The sequence below is a fragment of the Arthrobacter sp. D3-16 genome, assembly GCF_054408515.1.
The window spans coordinates 1,791,539-1,808,597 of record NZ_CP096437.1 but is presented as its reverse complement, the minus strand read 5'-3'; the positions used below and the strand labels follow the sequence as shown (position 1 = coordinate 1,808,597).

Below are 17,059 nucleotides of genomic sequence, written 5' to 3'. Positions count from 1 at the left end.
GCCGCGGTCCTGCCCGCCAAGGGATCCAAGGGGGACGTTGATACAGGGAATTCCTAAACTCCGGATTCGGCGAGTTCCCCCGTTTCCAGGTCCAGGGCGAGAAGGTCGCCGTTGCTGTCTTCGATGAAAGCTGCAGCAGGATCATCGCCGCCGTCCAGGTCTTCCTCACTGTCCTCCGGCTCGTCGAACGGTCCGTCCGCGCCGGGAAGGGGTTCGCCGTCGGTGGAAGGCTCCTGCTCCACGAGCGACAGAAGTGGTTTGGTGGAGGACCTGGTGAAGTTGGCGGTACCCCACGTGAGGTCATGGCCCACGGAGTCAGCATCTATGACGTGCGAGTAGTAGACCCGGCCGTCCTTTTCCCAACTGCGGATCTTCAACTTGCCAACCACGATGACCGGCTGTCCTTTCCTGATGCTGCAACCCATGCTGCCCGCAAGGTGGCGGTAGCCCTGAACCGTGAACCAGTTCGTGTGTCCATCGCCCCAGGTGCCCGATTGCTTGTCGAAGCGGCGGGAATTGGACCCGATGCGGAAAGAAGCCGTGGCCACTCCCCCCGTAGTTGTGGAGCTTTTGATCTCGGTGGCAACGAAGCCCCGGATCGTTATGGTGTCGCTCATCTTTACGTCCTTGTCTTCATGTGGTGATGCCCTAGCAGGCAGGACCAGCATCCCGCCCGTGCGGGTTCACCGGGGAGGCTTCGGCTTGCGTATGTGAACAACCAGCCCTCTGCAGCCGCCTGTGGAGGAACAGTCGCCATGGCCCACCAGCGGCAGCACCGGCACTTCCGGCAATGTAAACTTTTTGAGGCGCCGGATTTCAGCTCCGAAGCCATTGCCTCAGTAGCTCAGGGGATAGAGCAGCGGCCTTCTAATCCGCCGGTCGGGGGTTCGATTCCCTCCTGGGGCACTTGTGGAATTGGTTCGGGCCTGCGGCAACGCGGGCCCGAGCCGTTTCTGGCTTTTTATATGCCTCAGATGCTTCCATGCCAGGCTCAGGTTTGGCCGAAGGACTCCGCTTCAGTCCCGCGCAGGCTCCTCGGGGAGACGCCCAGCCGTCCGTGGGTCATAACGGCTACGACCGCCATCAGCACACCGAACGTTATCGCGGAGATCAGGTAGTACGTGGTGGGTGTCGGGGCGTCGGCGGAACCGCCGAAAAGTTGAAGGATCAGTCCGCCCGTGGCGTTCTGTGCCCCATGCAGAAGCATCACGATGAGGACGCTGCCGCTGGTGGAGTTGTAGGCCCAGGCCAGGACGAAGCCGTTGACCACGGTGGCCAGCACATGGGCGGCGGTCTCGGTCGGATTTTGCACGAACAGGGCATTCGGAAGATGCCAGAGTGCCCAGATCACCGATACGGCCAGCGTCGCAAGCAAGGGCTGGTAACGCCGGTTGGCGGCCGGCTGGGCGTACCCGCGCCATCCGGGTTCCTCGGCCAGCCCGGTGAAGAGGGCTATGCTCAGGATGCCCAACGGCAACTGGGTATAAAGCATCGACCAGTTCTGGCCCGGTACTGCGGCCAACGCGCCGGGATAAAAAGCCCAGGTCGCAGCCACGCCGAGCAGCGGAATGGCGGCAAAGACGAATGCGTACCACAGGGGATGGACCCGCCAGCGGACGATGCTCTGCGCCAGTCCGGACACGCCACGCCGGCCCTGGGTCAGAGCAAGGACAACCACGGCTGCGATGAGTGGCCCGCCGGCAGCGACCTGGTTCATCATGCCCGCCAGGCCTCCATCGGGGTCCAGGACACCCGCTTCAGTCCCAAAGTAGGCGGCGATCAACAATGGCCAGGTGACCCCGTAGGCCAGCACCGTGTAGGCGAGCAACCCATGCCTGGTCATCCAGCGCCGGAGCTTGCCGCTGCCGGGTTCAGCCGCTGTGCTCCCGTCTCGGAGCCTGCGGGATGGATGAAATTCGTGGGTCATGGTGTGTTCTCCTTCCAGTCCGGGCAGGCACCAGTTCGAAAGCCCTGCGGCCCGCCGTCGTTACCTGGGGCGCCCCCTGAGAGAGAAAGCGCCGGCGGCGGTCGCTTGGCGGGGTGCCTCGCGCCAGGCCGCACGGTCCAGCACCACAGTTGCCAGAACCGCGAGAACGACGACGACGAAGTAGATCAATTCCACGCGGGCAGCTCCGCCTCCGGTGAAGCCGAAGGAACCCATGGTGAACGTGCCTTGGCCGTTGTGGAACAGGATCGTCAGCAGGACGCTGCCGCCCGTGCGGTTGAAGAGCCACACGTAGAGGAAGGTAATGGCAAACGTCGTCGGCAGCCCGATAAGGCTTAGCCCGCTAAAGAGGACCAGCGGCAGGTGCCACAGGGCCACGAGGACGCCCAAAATGGCTGCGGACACCAGCGGAGGGCGGGACACCTGGAGCAGCGGCAGGGCGTAGCCACGGAAACCGGGTTCTTCACCCAATGGCCCGTCCAGCGGATTGACCAGCCGGACGGCGAAAACGGTCAGCAGTCCGCTCCACGTCAGCTGTGCCAGGCCCGGGGCGGAGTCCCCGAGCGCCATGGTGGTCAGCCCCGCGGCCAGGACAAGCACGGCGGGGAGGAGAAGCGCCACGGCGTACCACACCCACCCGACGCGCCAATATATAAGCCGAAGCCCCCAGGCGCGGAAGCCGGCACGGCCGTCGGCCAGGGCAATGACGATCATTGCCGCGGCAAGCGGACCCACCGGCAGGAATTCCATACGGGGAATCAGCCCTGACGCATAAGCGGGCCATGACGCCCAGGAAATCGCGTAAGTCAGGACAAAGAAAGCCAAAAGCCTGTGGTGTTTTAGCCAGCCCGTGGAACGGCGCATGACGGCTCCGAACAGTCACTGCAAGGTGCTTCCATTCTCCGCCCCGGCTCCCAAGCGCGCCAGCACCGCGGCAGACGCTAGGAGTGGAGCCGGTGCGGCGCCTCCAGGAGGGAACGGACCACGCTGCCCGCGGCACCCAGCAGGGCTCCGCCCTCCCCCACAGCGGCAGTGGTGATGTTTTCCGGGAGAACTTTTCCGGGGGCGTACTTACTGAGGCTTTCGATCAACGGCGGGCGCAGCCAATGCTCCAGGACGGCGAAGTGCCCGCCGAGCACAACGGCTCTGATGTTGGTAACCCGTGACGTGGAGGCAATGGCGACGCCCAAGGACCGCCCGGCACGCTGCACGGCCAGCACTGCATCCGGCATCTCCGCAGCAAGCGCCTCCACCAGGGCGGTCATGCTTTCCGACCTCGCCTGCCGCTTTCCTTCAATCCCGGCGGCGGCAAAAATCGCATCCTGCCCGGCTATCGTTTCCAGGCAGCCCGTTCCACCACATGAACAGGGACCGCCTTCAGGGTCGACCACGATATGGCCCACCTCCCCGGCATGCCCTTCCGGGCCGGTAAAAAGCTCCGACCTGATGACCAGCCCGCCGCCAACACCCACTTCGCCGGAGATGAAGAGGAAGTCCTGCTTGCGGTAGGGACCGTGGGCCAGTTCGGCGAGGGCAGCAGCATTGGCCTCATTGAACAGCGTGACACCCAGCGGCAGGCCGGGAAGCAGCCGGGCAACGTCCAGCTTTACGTCCACCCAGCCCAGATTGGGGGCAGTGATGACAGTTGCACTGCCGGCATCCACGAGTCCAGGAACAGCCAGTCCTCCGCCCAGAACCTCCATGCCTTTGGCTGCGGCCGCCGCCCGTACCTCGGCGGCCAACGAAGCGAGGGCAGCCATCACAGGCGCACTTGCAGCGTCGCGGTTGTCCCGTTCACGAATCTCCTGCACCACCACGGCTCCGGAAAGACTGGTGGCGCCGGCGGCGATGTAGTCAACGTTGATTTCCATACCCATGACACCGCGTGCAGGATTCAATTCCAGTCCGACCCCCGGCCTGCCGCGCTCGCCCTGGGGGTTCAGGCCGATTTCGTGCAGAATGCCCGCTTCGAGAAGGTCGAGGACAATGCTGGACACGGACGCCTTGGTCAGTCCCGTGGCTGCTGCAATCTGCGCCCGGGTCAGGTGGAACCCGGCCGGAGACTGTGCCACTGTGCCCAGCACGAGAGCAAGATTGCTCCGGCGCACGTCGCCCATGCTCCCCGGAGTGGCGGCATCCGACGCTGTCGCCGTTGCTGTGTTCGCCATGGCCGGCCTCCTCGTACTCGATGCGGGACCGTGGGTTGCGTTCCCTTTGCTATTGACCTTAGCGTAATCACGCTTATATAGTTCAAGCGATAAACTAACCGCCAGACCGACGGCGGTACCACTAGTGCAAGGACGCATCATGACTCTTTCCCCGACGCCCGCTGATAAGTTCACTTTTGGTCTTTGGACTGTTGGTTGGACCGGTGCTGACCCGTTTGGTGTTGCTACCCGTGCGGCGCTGGATCCGGTGGAGGCGGTGCACCGGCTCGCGGAGCTGGGCGCGTACGGCATCACCTTCCATGACAATGACCTGGTTCCGTTTGAGGCCACGGCCTCGGAGCGGGAGCTGATCCTGAAGAACTTCAAGGCGGCCCTGGCCGAGACCGGGTTGAAGGTCCCGATGGTGACCACCAACCTGTTCAGCCACCCGGTGTTCAAGGACGGCGGGTTCACCTCCAATGACCGTTCGATCCGCCGTTTTGCCCTGTCCAAGGTCCTGCGGAACATTGATTCCGCTGCCGAGTTCGGCGCCGAGACGTTTGTGATGTGGGGCGGGCGTGAGGGCAGCGAATACGACGGGTCCAAGGACCTTTCCGCGGCCCTGGACCGGATGCGCGAGGGCGTGGACACCGCCGCGGCGTACATCAAGGACAAGGGCTATAACCTGCGGATCGCGCTGGAGCCCAAGCCCAACGAACCCCGCGGCGATATCTTCCTGCCCACCGTCGGGCACGGCCTGGCGTTCATCGCCCAGCTCGAACACGGCGACATCGTGGGCTTGAACCCCGAAACCGGGCACGAGCAGATGGCCGGGCTGAACTTCACCCACGGCATCGCCCAGGCCCTGTGGGCCGGCAAGCTGTTCCACATCGACCTCAACGGCCAGCGCGGGATCAAGTACGACCAGGACCTCGTCTTCGGCCACGGCGACCTCACCAGCTCGTTCTTCACCGTGGACCTGCTCGAAAACGGCTTCCCCAACGGCGGCCCCCGCTACGAAGGCCCGCGGCACTTCGACTACAAGCCCTCCCGCACCGAGGGCTACGACGGCGTCTGGGAATCGGCCAAAGCCAACATGGCCATGTACCTGCTCCTGAAAGAACGCGCACTGGCCTTCCGCGCCGACCCCCAGGTCCAGGAAGCCCTCGCCGCCTCCGGCGTCTTCGAACTCGGCGAAAGCACCCTCGCCGCCGGCGAAACCGCCACCGACCTGCTCAACGACACCACCGCGTTCGATGACTTCGACGCCGACAAAGCAGCCGAACGCTCCTTCGCCTTCGTCCGCCTCAACCAGCTCGCCATCGAACACCTCCTCAACGCACGCTGACCATGGTACTGGTAGCAGGCATCGACAGCTCCACGCAGTCCTGCAAAGTGGTGATCCGTGATGCGGACACTGGAGCACTGGTCCGCGAAGGCAGGGCCAGCCACCCGGAGGGCACCGAAGTCCACCCGGACCACTGGTGGGCAGCCCTGCAGGAGGCGATAACGAAGGCCGGCGGAATGGACGACGTAGCGGCGGTTTCGGTCGGGGGCCAGCAGCACGGCATGGTGTGCCTGGACAGCGACGGGCGGGTGATCCGGCCTGCACTCCTGTGGAATGACACGCGCAGTGCGGGTGCGGCGCTGGAGCTGATCCGGACCGCGGGTGACGGCGACCCTGCCGCCGGCGCCAGCTACTGGGCCGGTGCCACGGGTACCGTCCCGGTAGCGTCGCTGACGCTCACGAAGCTGCACTGGCTGGCCGAGAATGAGCCGGAGAACGCGGCGAAGGTTGCTGCGGTGTGCCTGCCGCACGACTGGCTGACCTGGCGGCTTCTGGGCTACGGCGAGGGCAGCGGGCCGGGAAGCCTCATGGCCTTGACCACGGACCGGTCGGACGCCTCCGGCACGGGCTATTACTCGACGGCGGCCGGCCGGTACATTCCGGAGGTCCTGGAGTCATCACTGGGGCACGTCCCGCACCTGCCCGAAGTGCTGGGCCCGCTGGACGTCGCAGGCAAAACTCCCGCCGGCGCCCTCGTGGCCGCCGGCGCCGGGGACAACGCAGCAGCCGCGCTGGGTGTTGGTGCCGGCGTAGGCGACGTGGTGATGTCGCTGGGCACGTCCGGAACGGTCTTCGCCGTGTCCGGTACCGCCGCCGCCGATGCGTCTGGGCTGGTGGCAGGGTTCGCCGATGCCGCCGGCAATTATCTGCCGCTGGTGTGCACGCTCAACGCCACCCGGATTTTTGACGCCACCGCAGGCCTGCTGGACGTCAGCCTGCCGGAGTTCACCGAGCTGGCGCTGTCCGCCAAAAGCGGCGCCGGGGGCTTGACCCTCGTGCCGTATTTCGACGGCGAGCGCACGCCGAACCTGCCGGACGCCACAGGTTCCCTGCATGGGATTACCCGCCACAACTACACCCCTGCGAATCTGGCACGCGCAGCGGTCGAAGGCGTGGTGTGTTCGCTGGCTGACGGGCTGGCGGCCCTCCAGCAGCAGGGAGTCGAGGCCAGGCGGATCATCCTGGTGGGCGGCGGAGCACAGTCCGCGGCCGTGCAGGAGGCCGTAGCGCAGCTGCTGGGAATCGAAGTCACCGTGCCGCGTCCCGGGGAATACGTGGCTGACGGCGCCGCGCGCCAGGCCGCCTCGGCACTCACGGGGCAGTTTCCGCAGTGGGCGCTCGACGCCGTCGACCTCCCCGCGGGGCAGGACGACGGCGGGGTGCTTGCCCGCTACCGCAGGTGCGCCTCGCTGTACGCCTAGGTATCCTCACCAACAAAAGGACCCGGACCGCCGATGGCGGGCCGGGTCTTTTTGGGGTGGGGCGCAGGCTCCTGCCGTGACGTAGCAGGAGCCCGCGGTCTGGAGAGGACATCCAGAGCGTGTCAGGCGTACGGGAGGACGAGCTCCGCGTAGCGCTCCTTCACTGTGGCCAGGACGGTGTTGCCGTCCGTGTCCCAGATGTCCTGATTGAAGATTTCCACTTCGATGTCACCGGTGTAGCCGGCGTCCCGCACCCAGGTGCCGATGGTGGCAAAGTCCACTACGCCGTCGCCCATGTATCCACGGGACAGCAGCGGATCGGCGGCGATGGGCATGTTGAAATCGCACACCTGGTAGGAGGCAATGCGGTTCTCCCGGCCAGCGCGGTCGATCTGGGCTTTGAGCTCGGGATCCCACCAGACATGGAAGGTATCAACCGCGACGCCCACAGTGGAGGCGTCGAAGGGCGCCGCAAGGTCGAGGGCCTGCCCCAGCGTGGAGATCAGGGCACGGTCCGCCGCGTACATCGGGTGCAGCGGCTCAAGGACCAGGCGGACGCCGTTTTCCTCCGCAAAGGGAGCGAGGTCGGCGAGGCGGTCCGCGACGCGCTGGCGTGCGGCCACCACATCCTTCTCGCCCGGCGCCAGTCCGCCGACAACAAGGAACAGTTCCTTGGTGCCCAGGGCCACAGCTTCCAGGATGGCGGCGCGGTTGTCGGCCAGTGCGGCGGCCTGGCCCTCAGGGTCCGCAGCGGTCAGGAATCCGCCGCGGCACAGGGAGGAGACGCGCAGGCCGGCGTCCTTGATCAGGCGCGCTGCCTTGTCCAGGCCAGCTTCCTCCACCCGGTCCCGCCAAGGGCCGATGGACGGGATCCCGGCGTTGACGCAGCCCTCCACGACCTGGGCGAGGGTCCACTTCTTGGTAGTGGCGCTGTTGATGGCGAGGCGCGAGAAGTCGCTCATACTCCTACTCCGTTGATCCGCAGGTAATCAGACATCCGGAAAGCGGCGAGCGCCGGATCCCGGAGCAGTCCGGCCTGGTCTGCCAGTTCGAACGTCTTGGCGAGGTGGCATACGGACCGGCCGGAGTGCAGTCCGCCCACCATCTGGAAGCCCTGCTGCTTGCCGTTGAGCCAGGACATAAACGCGATCCCGGTCTTGTAGTAGAACGTGGGGGCGCTAAAGATGTGCTTGCCCAATTCGCGGGTGGAATCCAGAATCTCCCGGGCCTTGGCACCGTTGCCGGCATCGTAGTTCTGCAGGGCCACTGAAGCTGCCGGGTAGATGGCGGCGAAGATGCCCAGGAGGGCGTCGGAGTGGTGGCTGCCGTCGCCATCGATCAGTTCCGGGTAGTTGAAGTCGTCGCCGGTGTAGAGGCGAACGCCTTCGGGGAGCGCAGCGCGGAGGGCTACCTCGTGGCTGGCGTCGAGCAGGGAGACCTTGACGCCGTCCACCTTCGCCGCGTTGTCCTTGATGAGCCCCAGGAACGTGTCCGTGGCCGTCGCAACATCGTCCGAGCCCCAGTAGCCGGCGAGGGCGGGATCGAACATAGTGCCGAGCCAGTGCAGGATGACCGGCTGGTCCACTTCCTGCAGCAGGGTGGAGTACACCTTGAGGTAGTCCTCGGGGCCGGCGGCAACCTTGGCCAGGGCACGCGAGGCCATAATGATGACCTTGGGTCCGGCCTCACTGATCACGGCAATCTGCTCGCGGTACGCCTCGAGGACTGCCTTGAGTCCGGCTTCGCCGACGGGAAGGGAATCGATGTCCAGCTGGTCCGTGCCGGCTCCGCAGGACACCAGGTCCCGGACCGATTTGCCGGCCGTGGCCGCGTTGCCGGACGAGACCACCGAGGCGGCCTCGACTCCGGTGCGCTTGATGAGCTGCTGGGTGGCTGCCCAGTCCAGGCCCATGCCGCGCTGGGCGGTATCCATGGCATCGGCAACGCCAAGGCCGTATGACCACAGCTCGTGGCGGTAGGCCATGGTGGCTTCCCAGTCGAGCCGCGCCGGGGCGCCGGGGGTGTTGTCCGCCAGGACCTCGGGGATGACGTGTGCTGCGGCGTAGGCCCGGCGGGCTGTCAGCGGGGCGGTGGGACGGGCCCAGGACGTAGCGCCCTGGAGCCGGTATTGCCTGGTGCCGCCGTCGTGGGAGGGAAGGATGAGTGAGGTCATTAGAGCGTGATCTCCGGGATGTCGAGGGTACGGCGTTCGTCATTGGACTGCAGGCCGAGCTCAGCGAGCTGGACACCGCGGGCGGCAGACAGCAGTCCGAAGCGGTGTTCGCGGCCGGCAACGACGTCGCGGAGGAATTCTTCCCACTGCAGCTTGAAGCCGTTGTCCAGCTCAGCGTTGGCAGGCACTTCCTGCCACTGGTCCCGGAAGGATTCCGTGACGGGCAGGTCCGGGTTCCAGACCGGCTTCGGGGTGTGTGCGCGCTGCTGGGCAACGCACTTGTTCAGGCCTGCCACGGCGGAACCATGGGTGCCGTCGATCTGGAATTCCACGAGCTCGTCCCGGTAGACGCGGACTGCCCAGGAGGAGTTGATCTGGCCGATGACCGGATCACCGGCCGGGGTCTCGAGCTCAAAGATGCCGTAGGAGGCGTCGTCGGCGGTGGCCTTGTACTCCTTGCCCGCTTCGTCCCAGCGGGTGGGGATGTGGGTGGCGGTCTTGGCGTTGACGCTCTTGACCTTGCCGATGATGCCTTCAAGGACGTAGTTCCAGTGGCAGAACATGTCTGTGGTCATTCCGCCGCCGTCTTCCTTGCGGTAGTTCCAGGACGGGCGCTGTGCAGCCTGGACGTCGCCTTCGAAGACCCAGTAGCCGAATTCACCGCGGATGGAAAGGATGCGGCCGAAGAAGCCTTCGTCCACCAGGCGGCGGAGCTTGACCAGGCCGGGCAGGTACAGCTTGTCGTGGACAACGCCCGCGGTCACGCCGGCTTCCTTGCCGATGCGGGCCAGCTCGATGGCTTCTTCAAGGGTCTCGGCGGTGGGCTTCTCCGTGAAGATGTGCTTTCCGGCGAGCATGGCCTTCTTCAGTGTGGCAGCGCGAAGGCTGGTCATGGAGGCGTCAAAAACAATGTCGACGGTGGGGTCGTTGATCACGGCGTCGAGGTCGGTGCTCCACTCGGAGACCTTGTGCTTTTCCGCGAGTTCACGGATCTTGGCCTCGTTGCGTCCCACCAGGATGGGCTCAACCTGGATGCGCGTGCCGTCCTCCAAAGTGAAGCCCCCGGCGTCGCGGATGGGGAGGATGGAGCGCAGCAGGTGCTGGCGGTAGCCCATCCGGCCGGTGATGCCGTTCATGGCAATGCGGATCGTCTTAGTTTCGAAGCCCATGTGTCCTCCACGGTGAGTGAGCAGTAGTACTCAAGCTGATTGGGAAAGCGCATTCCCACTACATCCATGATGCACCGGCGCGCACGTATTGGCAAGCGCTTTCCGGAAAGCGTTTGTAACTGCCATAATGTGAGCACGCTTACTGTCCCTTTAAAGCCTTCAGGAGTTGCTGTGGCTGCAAGTACCCTTACCGAGGTGGCGCGGCTCGCCGGCGTGTCGCCGGCCACCGCCTCGCGTGTCCTCAACGGTTCCGCGCGCAAACCGGGCCCGGACATCGCGGACAGGGTCCGGCAGGCCGCTGACTCCCTGGGCTACATTCCCAATGCGCAGGCACAGGGCCTGGCCAAATCCAGCTCCGGTCTGATCGGCCTGATTGTCCACGACATCGCCGACCCCTACTTCGCCGCCATTGCCCGGGGCGTCCAGGAAGCGGCACGTGAGCAACGCAAAATGGTCCTGCTGGCCACCACCGGCGGAGCTCCGGCAGAAGAGAAGGAAGCCGTGGCAGCCTTTGCCGCCCGCCGCGCCGACTCCATCGTGATTGCAGGTTCCCGCTCGTCCCAGCCGGAGAACCAGGAGGGCAATGCGGAACTGGCTGCCGAACTGGACAGGTATTGCCGCAACGGCGGCCGGGTAGCGGTTGTGGGCCACCCGGTTGTTGGTGCGACGGCGGAGGAGGGCTACCACGTGGTGTCCGTGCCGAACCAGGAACTCGCCGCAGCGCTCGCGGGCAGACTTGCCTCCGGCTGGGACGGCGACTTTGTGATCATCGGCGGCCCGGAGGGACTCTTCACCTCGGACGACCGGGTGCGCGGCTTCCAGGAGGGCCTGGCAGCGGCAGGGCGCGAGCCGGCGGACATCCTGCGCACCGCCTTCAACAGGGCGGGCGGCTACGAGGCGGGCCTCAAGCTTGCCGGGCTGATTAAGGATCGCCAGGCGGGATCCGGGGATGCGGCGGGCGGCAGGAGGTTGTGCATCTTCGCGGTCAACGACGTGATGGCCATCGGCGCCACCGCTGCCCTTCGATCACAGGGGCTCCGCATTCCGCGCGACGCCATCATCGCCGGCTTCGACGACATAGAGACGCTCCGCGATTTCCGCCCCGCACTCTCCACGGTCCGGCTGCCGCTCGAAGAGATCGGGCGCCTTGCCACCCGTGCCACAGCCCCGGGAGCCCTTGCGGCCGGGGAAATGCCGGAAGGGGAATCCGGGGACACAGGCACCGGCGGTACAGACAAGGGAGGCGCCGACGTCGTGCGGCCGCGTCCGATCACCGGCGAAGTGACGCTCCGGCGCAGCACCGAGACGGCGGCCTGACCGTGGCGCCCCGCCTGACAGCTGTTCCCTCCCGTACCGGCGCCACTGGCGACCGGCCCGCGGTCCTGGTCCTCCCAGGCGGCGGCTACGCCCGGCAGGCCGACCATGAAGCGGAGCCTGTTGCTGAGTGGCTCGCCGGGCTGGGCATTCACGCTTTTGTCCTGCGGTACCGGGTTGCCCCCGACCGGCACCCTGCGCCGCTCGAGGATGCAAAGCAGGCCATGCTCCACATTCGCGATGGTGCCCACGGCCTCGCTGTTGACAGCGAACGCGTCGGAGTACTCGGCTTTTCCGCCGGCGGACACCTTGCGGCGACGCTTTCCACAGCAGTGGCCACCGGCAGCTCTGACCTCGATGTTCCCGGGGCCGTTCCGGACCTCACCGTCCTGTGCTACCCGGTGGTCTCCTACACCCGGGAAGTGCACCAGGGTTCGGTGGACAACCTCCTTGGTGAGGCGCCGCCGTCGGACGTCCTGGCCGAGCTGTCAGCAGAACAGCAGGTTAACAGTGAAACGCCGCCGGCGTTCCTTTGGCACACGGCCGACGACGCCGCCGTACCGGTAAGCCACAGCCTCGGCTACGCAGGCGCCCTGCTCAGTGCGGGAGTGCCCGCTGAGCTGCATGTTTTTCCCCATGGACGCCACGGGTTGGGCCTTGCCGACGGCGTGCCCGGGCCCGATCAGTGGAGCTCGCTGTGTGCGGGCTGGCTGGGCCGGGCGGGCTGGACCCACCCCTCCCCCAGCGCCTTCTGATTCCCCCATGGTGAACCGGGACGTGCTCGATACCATCCGCGCCCGGCTCCGTGAAGTGGCGGATCCTGTGCGTGCTGCCGGCGCGCAGGCGTACATGAAATCCGCCATGCCGTTCCTGGGTGTCCGGGTACCGGAGGTGCGCCGGCTGACCATGGCTGCTGTTGCCCGGTATCCGTTCGGCTCAGCCGGCGAGCAGCGGGCCACCGTGCTGGAACTGTGGCGCGGTGCGCAATTCCGCGAGGAGCGGTATGCGGCCATCGACCTGACCCTCGGCACGTTGGTGGCCGCGGACCTGCAAATGCTTCCGGTTTACGAGGAGATCATCCGCCAGGGTGCCTGGTGGGACTTCGCCGATGGTGTGGCCGGCCGGATCTGCTCGCTGCTGGAGGCACACCATGCCGAGATGTCCGAGGTGATTCTGGGCTGGAGCACAGACCCGGACGTCTGGATCAGGCGGGCCTCGATCACGGCCCAGCTCAAAGCCAAAGCGGGCACTGATCCCGAACTCCTGCGCCGCGTCATCGATGCGAACCTTGCCGACCCGGAGTTCTTCATCAGGAAGGCGATCGGCTGGGCCCTGCGTGAGTACGCAAAGACGGAGCCGGGCTGGGTGTCGGATTTCGTGGCTGCACGCGGACACAGGATGAGCCCGCTGTCACGCCAGGAGGCGTTGAAGCACCTGCCTAAATGACGGGGCGCTCAACCACGGGATTGGAACTCTTCCGGAACAGGCTTCGGGTGCGGGGATCCCAGAAGACAAGGTAGAGGCCGAACAGCAGTCCGGTCACGGCAGCGGCTACGCGCGCCAGGGCCAGCGCCAACCCAAGGTCCGCGGTCTGAAGGTAAGGGAAAACCTCCAGCTGGTCCGAAATGGCGTAAATCATAAAGAACGAGACCACAAAGTAGAGGGCCTTGACCTGCCAGTCGTTGCGGATGCCGGTCACGGCAAACAACGGGATCAGCCACACCACGTACCAGGACTGGATCATCGGCGCCAGCACTACAATCGCCGCAAACGCAAGAGTCAGCCGGCGGATCAGGCGGTCGTGCTCACCCCTGAAGATCAGCCAGCCGACGATTCCCACGGCCAGCAGCTTCCCGGCGTCGAACACCCAATCGGCGAGGAGCCATCCGTCCAGCCCGAACGAGTTAGCCAGTGAGGCGACCACCAATCCGATCAGCCCGACCGGCGCGTACCAGATGAAGATGCTCCCCGGTGCCGAGAGCCCGTTGATCCAGCCGAAGCCGAAACCGTTCACCAGGCTCATCAAGGCCAGGATCCCGAGGCTCAATCCCGCTGTGAGTCCCCAAAAAGCGAACCTGCGAAGCCAGCCCGCGTTCTTCCCGGCCCACAGCAGTCCAATGAAGGGCAGGAAAACAATGGTGATGGGTTTGACGGCGATCGAGAGTGTCACCAGGACGATGCCCCGGACCACCCGGCGTGTGGCCGAGTAGTAAAGCCCCGCCAACGCAAGGCCAATCATCAGGGCGTCATTATGGACGCTGGCGATGAAGTTGGTGAGGAAGAGGGGGTTGGCCGCCGTAAGCCACAGGGCACGGTGGGGATTGACCCCGTGCAGTTCGGCAAGCTTCGGGACATAGATCACGCAGAGGACCACGCCGGCTACGGCCACGAGCCGGAACAGCATCACGCTGGTCTCAGGCTGGACGTTGGTGGCCCACACAACGAACTGTTCGATCCATAGGAACAGCTGCCCGTAGGGAACCGGCGCTTCGGTCCACATCTTGTCGGCGCCCAACTGGAAGTAGTTCGATAACGCCGAGATGCCGTTCTCGTACGGGTTGAAGCCCTCCACCATCAGGCGGCCCTGGCCGATGTAGGCGTACACGTCACGGCTGAACAGCGGCACGCTGAACATCATGGGCAGTCCCCAGGCGACTACTGCCATCAGTGTCGCTTTGCGCGCTTCTTCTCCCCAGACACGCACGCGCTGGCCCAGCCGGAGCCAGGCACGGACCAGGAGCATCCCGCCAATCGCGAGCAGGACGATGGACAGGGCCACTCCTGCTGCTTCTGCACGCATCCAGATGAACAGCGGCATCCGGCGGAGTTCCGAGACCGGAGCGAGCCAGCCCACCCCCAGGGACCCGACCAGCATGAACATTGACCCCGCGAATCCGGCCAGGAGCGGCGAGCGGGGATTGTCGACTTCGGCCCCGACTACTGCTGCGGCGGCAGTGTCCGCGGCCGCCAGCTCCCCCGCTGCAGGCACAGGCGCCGTCATGTCAGGATCGTCCAATCTCTTGGGTTTGCGCTCTTTGCTTGGCGCGGTTCTGCCCGGCGGGCTGCACGGGCCGGCCGAGGCGGTTACAACGACAGCAACTGGTCCCGCCGCGTACCCGAAATCCTAGCACCGGCAGGTAGCCGGGAGGTGTAACGGTAGGCTGGTCGGGTGCCTATATCTAACGAACGAATCGTCTGGATCGACTGCGAAATGACCGGTCTGGACATCAAGAACGACGCCTTGATCGAGGTGGCGGCCCTGGTCACGGACTCCGAACTGAACATCCTCGGTGACGGGGTGGACGTAGTGATCAAACCCGATGATGCTGCCCTGGCCCAGATGAACGACTTCGTCCGGGACATGCACACCAAGTCCGGGTTGCTCAAGGAGCTCCCTCACGGAACCACCATGGCCGCGGCGGAGGCAGCAGTCATGGAATACATCGAAAAGTGGGTGCCTGATCCGCGCAAGGCACCCCTGGGAGGCAACTCGGTGGGCACTGACCGAGTGTTCCTCTCCCGCGACATGCCATCCGTAGTGGAGCACCTGCACTACCGCGTTATCGACGTGAGCACCATCAAGGAACTCTCCCGGCGCTGGTTCGCCAGGGCCTACTTCCAGTCGCCCGCCAAGAAGGGCGGCCACCGCGCTCTCGGGGACATCAAGGATTCCATTGATGAACTGCGCTACTACCGGGAAGCCGTGTTCGTTCCGCCGCCCGGACCGGACAGCGCCACGGCGCAGCAGATTGCGAAGCGCATCACCACCGCCGGCGATCCCCAGCAGCCCGAAGCGTAATTTGCGCCACGTTTGCGGGAATTTTCAGTGAAATCGGCAAAAGTGGACAAAGCACCCTTGAAGAGCAGGTAAGCTATTTGAGTTGCCTTTCCAGAGAGCCGGTTCACCGGTAAATCTGCAGGGCGCATGGTGGGCTTAGCTCAGTTGGCAGAGCGCCTGGTTGTGGTCCAGGAGGTCGCGGGTTCAACCCCCGTAGCTCACCCTCACAGGATGGTATTTCAGCCGTCCGCAAAGGAGGCTGCACCGGATATCCGGTGTGGCCTCCTTTCTTTTGCACAGGATACTGCTGAAGGACCTTGGGATGACTGTTCTGCCAATCACCATCTGGGGGGAGCCCGTGCTGCACCGCAGGGCAGCCGAGGTGGAAGTTTTCGACGACGAACTGCGTACCCTGATCGCGGATATGTTCGAAACGAACGACGCAGCCAACGGTGTTGGCCTCGCGGCGCCGCAGGTTGGTGTGGGCAAAAGGATTTTCGTCTACAAATTCGCCAATGACGACGGCGCTCCCCCCACCGGCGTGCTGGTTAACCCGGTCCTCACCCTGTCCAAAATTTCCGGGGCTGTCCCGGACCCCGACGAGGAAGAGGAAGGCTGTCTGTCCTTCCCCAGTGGGCAGTATCCGCTGAAGCGTGCCGAGTGGGCGCGGGTGGAGGGCTTTGACGGCTTTGGGCAGCCGGTGAAGTTCGAGGCGACCGGGTGGTTCGCCCGCGTGATGCAGCACGAGTACGACCACCTTGACGGCAAGCTCTACGTCAACCGCCTCATGGACCGCTACGCCCGCAAGGCCATGAAGCAGGCTAAGAAAAACGGCTGGGGAGTTCCCGGACTGACCTGGATGCCGGGCGTGGACCCGGACCCCTTCGGCCACTAGGTCCGATGGCGGGGCGAGGGGTGGCCTCCCCGTGCGTCGGCATCCGAGGATCAGCGGACAGCGCGCACCCCTTAGCGGGCCGAAATCGTCTGCTGGTCCGGGCAGGACCCGAGCACGCGCTTCATGGCGTCCTTCTCCGCCTCGGTGACCCACAAGCCGTAAGCAGCCTTGACGGAGATCTGGCGGGCCACGTAGTGGCAGCGGATGGACTTGTTCTTGGGGAGCCACGTGGCTGCATCGCCGGCACTCTTCTGCTGGTTGGCGGGTCCGTCCGCAGCGATGAGGTTCAGCGGATCGTTGGCGAGGCTTTGGCGCTCCCCTGCCGTGAGCCCCTGGGCGCCCTTCTGCCACGCGTCCCCCAAGGCGACGACATGGTCAATCTGGACTGCCCGGCTGCTTTCCGAGCCCCGGCGGAAGTCCATGAACTGCCCAATATACGGTTCGTGGAAGGAGCCGGCTGCCACACGGCACTTGGACCCTTCCATAAACACAACAGCCGCAAGGTCACGCCGCAAGATGTCGTTGCGGGTATCACAGCCGTTGCGGTCAACGTCCTGCCAGGCCTGCCCGAAAGCCTCCCGGCTATAGTCGTCCTTGGCCGCGCGTCCTTTCACGGCAAGCCCGTCGAGCGCTGAGAGGGCAGTTCCTGGGGGCACCGGATAGACGGACACAACGGGCTTCATCCAGGCAGGGTCAAAGACGGGGGCTGCTGTGGGCCCGGACGCGGAGGGCTCCGCTACGGCAAACTGGCCGGCGGTGAAGAACCAGAACAGGGCCCCCAACACCGAGACAGCAGCAACAGCGAGTACTACCCATGCCTGCCGGGAACGGCGCCGGGCACGCCGATAGGCGGACCAGGTCACGGTCAC

General features: G+C 65.4%; 16 protein-coding genes and 2 tRNA genes. 9 read left to right on the top strand and 9 right to left on the bottom strand.

Annotated elements, in window-relative coordinates; all coding sequences use genetic code 11:
• Positions 1 to 53 precede the first annotated feature (53 nt).
• Positions 54 to 617, bottom strand: coding sequence for a single-stranded DNA-binding protein (locus M1D32_RS08650; protein WP_458781822.1), 564 nt, complete (start codon positions 615 to 617; stop codon positions 54 to 56).
• Between the two features lie 216 nt (positions 618 to 833).
• Here M1D32_RS08650 and M1D32_RS08645 point away from each other — a divergent pair.
• Positions 834 to 906 (top strand) — tRNA-Arg (locus tag M1D32_RS08645).
• Between the two features lie 85 nt (positions 907 to 991).
• Here M1D32_RS08645 and M1D32_RS08640 read toward each other — a convergent pair.
• The 3 genes from M1D32_RS08640 to M1D32_RS08630 all read right to left on the bottom strand — a co-directional run bounded on the left by M1D32_RS08640 (position 992) and on the right by M1D32_RS08630 (position 4,113).
• On the bottom strand, positions 992 to 1,927 hold the full coding sequence (locus M1D32_RS08640) for a lysostaphin resistance A-like protein (protein WP_458781821.1): 936 nt from the start codon (positions 1,925 to 1,927) through the stop codon (positions 992 to 994).
• 60 nt (positions 1,928 to 1,987) lie between these two features.
• Positions 1,988 to 2,809, bottom strand: a complete 822-nt coding sequence (locus M1D32_RS08635) for a CPBP family intramembrane glutamic endopeptidase (protein ID WP_458781820.1) — start codon at positions 2,807 to 2,809, stop codon at positions 1,988 to 1,990.
• A gap of 77 nt (positions 2,810 to 2,886) precedes the next feature.
• A complete protein-coding gene (locus tag M1D32_RS08630) occupies positions 2,887 to 4,113 on the bottom strand; it encodes an ROK family protein (RefSeq protein WP_458781819.1) in 1,227 nt (408 codons plus the stop codon).
• Positions 4,114 to 4,252: 139 nt separating this feature from the next.
• Between M1D32_RS08630 and xylA the strand changes: the two genes are divergently transcribed.
• Positions 4,253 to 5,440 carry a xylose isomerase gene (xylA, locus tag M1D32_RS08625; protein WP_458781818.1) on the top strand — a complete coding sequence of 396 codons (1,188 nt, stop codon included), beginning with the start codon at positions 4,253 to 4,255 and terminating at the stop codon, positions 5,438 to 5,440.
• Positions 5,441 to 5,442: 2 nt separating this feature from the next.
• Positions 5,443 to 6,861 (top strand): xylulokinase, encoded by a 1,419-nt coding sequence (gene xylB / locus M1D32_RS08620; protein ID WP_458781817.1) that lies wholly within the window; start codon positions 5,443 to 5,445, stop codon positions 6,859 to 6,861.
• A gap of 122 nt (positions 6,862 to 6,983) precedes the next feature.
• Here the strand turns inward: xylB and M1D32_RS08615 are convergent, their stop codons facing one another.
• The 3 genes from M1D32_RS08615 to M1D32_RS08605 are packed head-to-tail and all read right to left on the bottom strand — an operon-like array spanning position 6,984 to position 10,203.
• On the bottom strand, positions 6,984 to 7,823 hold the full coding sequence (locus M1D32_RS08615; RefSeq protein WP_458781816.1) for a sugar phosphate isomerase/epimerase family protein: 840 nt from the start codon (positions 7,821 to 7,823) through the stop codon (positions 6,984 to 6,986).
• Complete coding sequence (locus tag M1D32_RS08610) at positions 7,820 to 9,034, bottom strand: dihydrodipicolinate synthase family protein (protein ID WP_458781815.1); 1,215 nt, start codon at positions 9,032 to 9,034, stop codon at positions 7,820 to 7,822. The genes M1D32_RS08615 and M1D32_RS08610 overlap by 4 nt, the downstream gene beginning before the upstream one ends.
• Positions 9,034 to 10,203: a Gfo/Idh/MocA family protein gene (locus tag M1D32_RS08605; RefSeq protein ID WP_458781814.1), complete on the bottom strand. Its 1,170-nt coding sequence runs from the start codon at positions 10,201 to 10,203 to the stop codon at positions 9,034 to 9,036. Before M1D32_RS08605 ends, M1D32_RS08610 begins: the two co-directional genes overlap by 1 nt.
• 171 nt (positions 10,204 to 10,374) lie before the next feature.
• Between M1D32_RS08605 and M1D32_RS08600 the strand changes: the two genes are divergently transcribed.
• Genes M1D32_RS08600 through M1D32_RS08590 form a run of 3 tightly spaced genes read left to right on the top strand, consistent with a single transcriptional unit; the run spans position 10,375 to position 12,963 of the window.
• The gene (locus M1D32_RS08600; RefSeq protein ID WP_458781813.1) at positions 10,375 to 11,520 is read left to right on the top strand and encodes a LacI family DNA-binding transcriptional regulator; all 1,146 of its coding nucleotides are present in this window, start codon (positions 10,375 to 10,377) and stop codon (positions 11,518 to 11,520) included.
• A 2-nt stretch (positions 11,521 to 11,522) separates the two neighbouring features.
• Entirely contained in the window at positions 11,523 to 12,272 is a 750-nt protein-coding gene (locus M1D32_RS08595) for an alpha/beta hydrolase (RefSeq protein ID WP_458781812.1), read from the top strand.
• Positions 12,273 to 12,279: 7 nt separating this feature from the next.
• Positions 12,280 to 12,963 (top strand): DNA alkylation repair protein, encoded by a 684-nt coding sequence (locus M1D32_RS08590; protein WP_458781811.1) that lies wholly within the window; start codon positions 12,280 to 12,282, stop codon positions 12,961 to 12,963.
• Here M1D32_RS08590 and mptB read toward each other — a convergent pair.
• Entirely contained in the window at positions 12,956 to 14,518 is a 1,563-nt protein-coding gene (mptB, locus tag M1D32_RS08585; protein ID WP_458781810.1) for a polyprenol phosphomannose-dependent alpha 1,6 mannosyltransferase MptB, read from the bottom strand. The genes M1D32_RS08590 and mptB overlap by 8 nt on opposite strands.
• 210 nt (positions 14,519 to 14,728) lie before the next feature.
• On the opposite strand from mptB, the gene orn reads away from it, so the two are divergent.
• The 3 genes from orn to def all read left to right on the top strand — a co-directional run bounded on the left by orn (position 14,729) and on the right by def (position 16,190).
• Positions 14,729 to 15,316: an oligoribonuclease gene (orn, locus tag M1D32_RS08580; protein ID WP_458782142.1), complete on the top strand. Its 588-nt coding sequence runs from the start codon at positions 14,729 to 14,731 to the stop codon at positions 15,314 to 15,316.
• Between the two features lie 129 nt (positions 15,317 to 15,445).
• Positions 15,446 to 15,518: transfer RNA gene (locus M1D32_RS08575), tRNA-His, on the top strand.
• Positions 15,519 to 15,617: 99 nt separating this feature from the next.
• On the top strand, positions 15,618 to 16,190 hold the full coding sequence (gene def, locus M1D32_RS08570; protein WP_458781809.1) for a peptide deformylase: 573 nt from the start codon (positions 15,618 to 15,620) through the stop codon (positions 16,188 to 16,190).
• Positions 16,191 to 16,261: 71 nt separating this feature from the next.
• Here the strand turns inward: def and M1D32_RS08565 are convergent, their stop codons facing one another.
• Positions 16,262 to 17,059 carry an HNH endonuclease family protein gene (locus M1D32_RS08565; protein WP_458781808.1) on the bottom strand — a complete coding sequence of 266 codons (798 nt, stop codon included), beginning with the start codon at positions 17,057 to 17,059 and terminating at the stop codon, positions 16,262 to 16,264.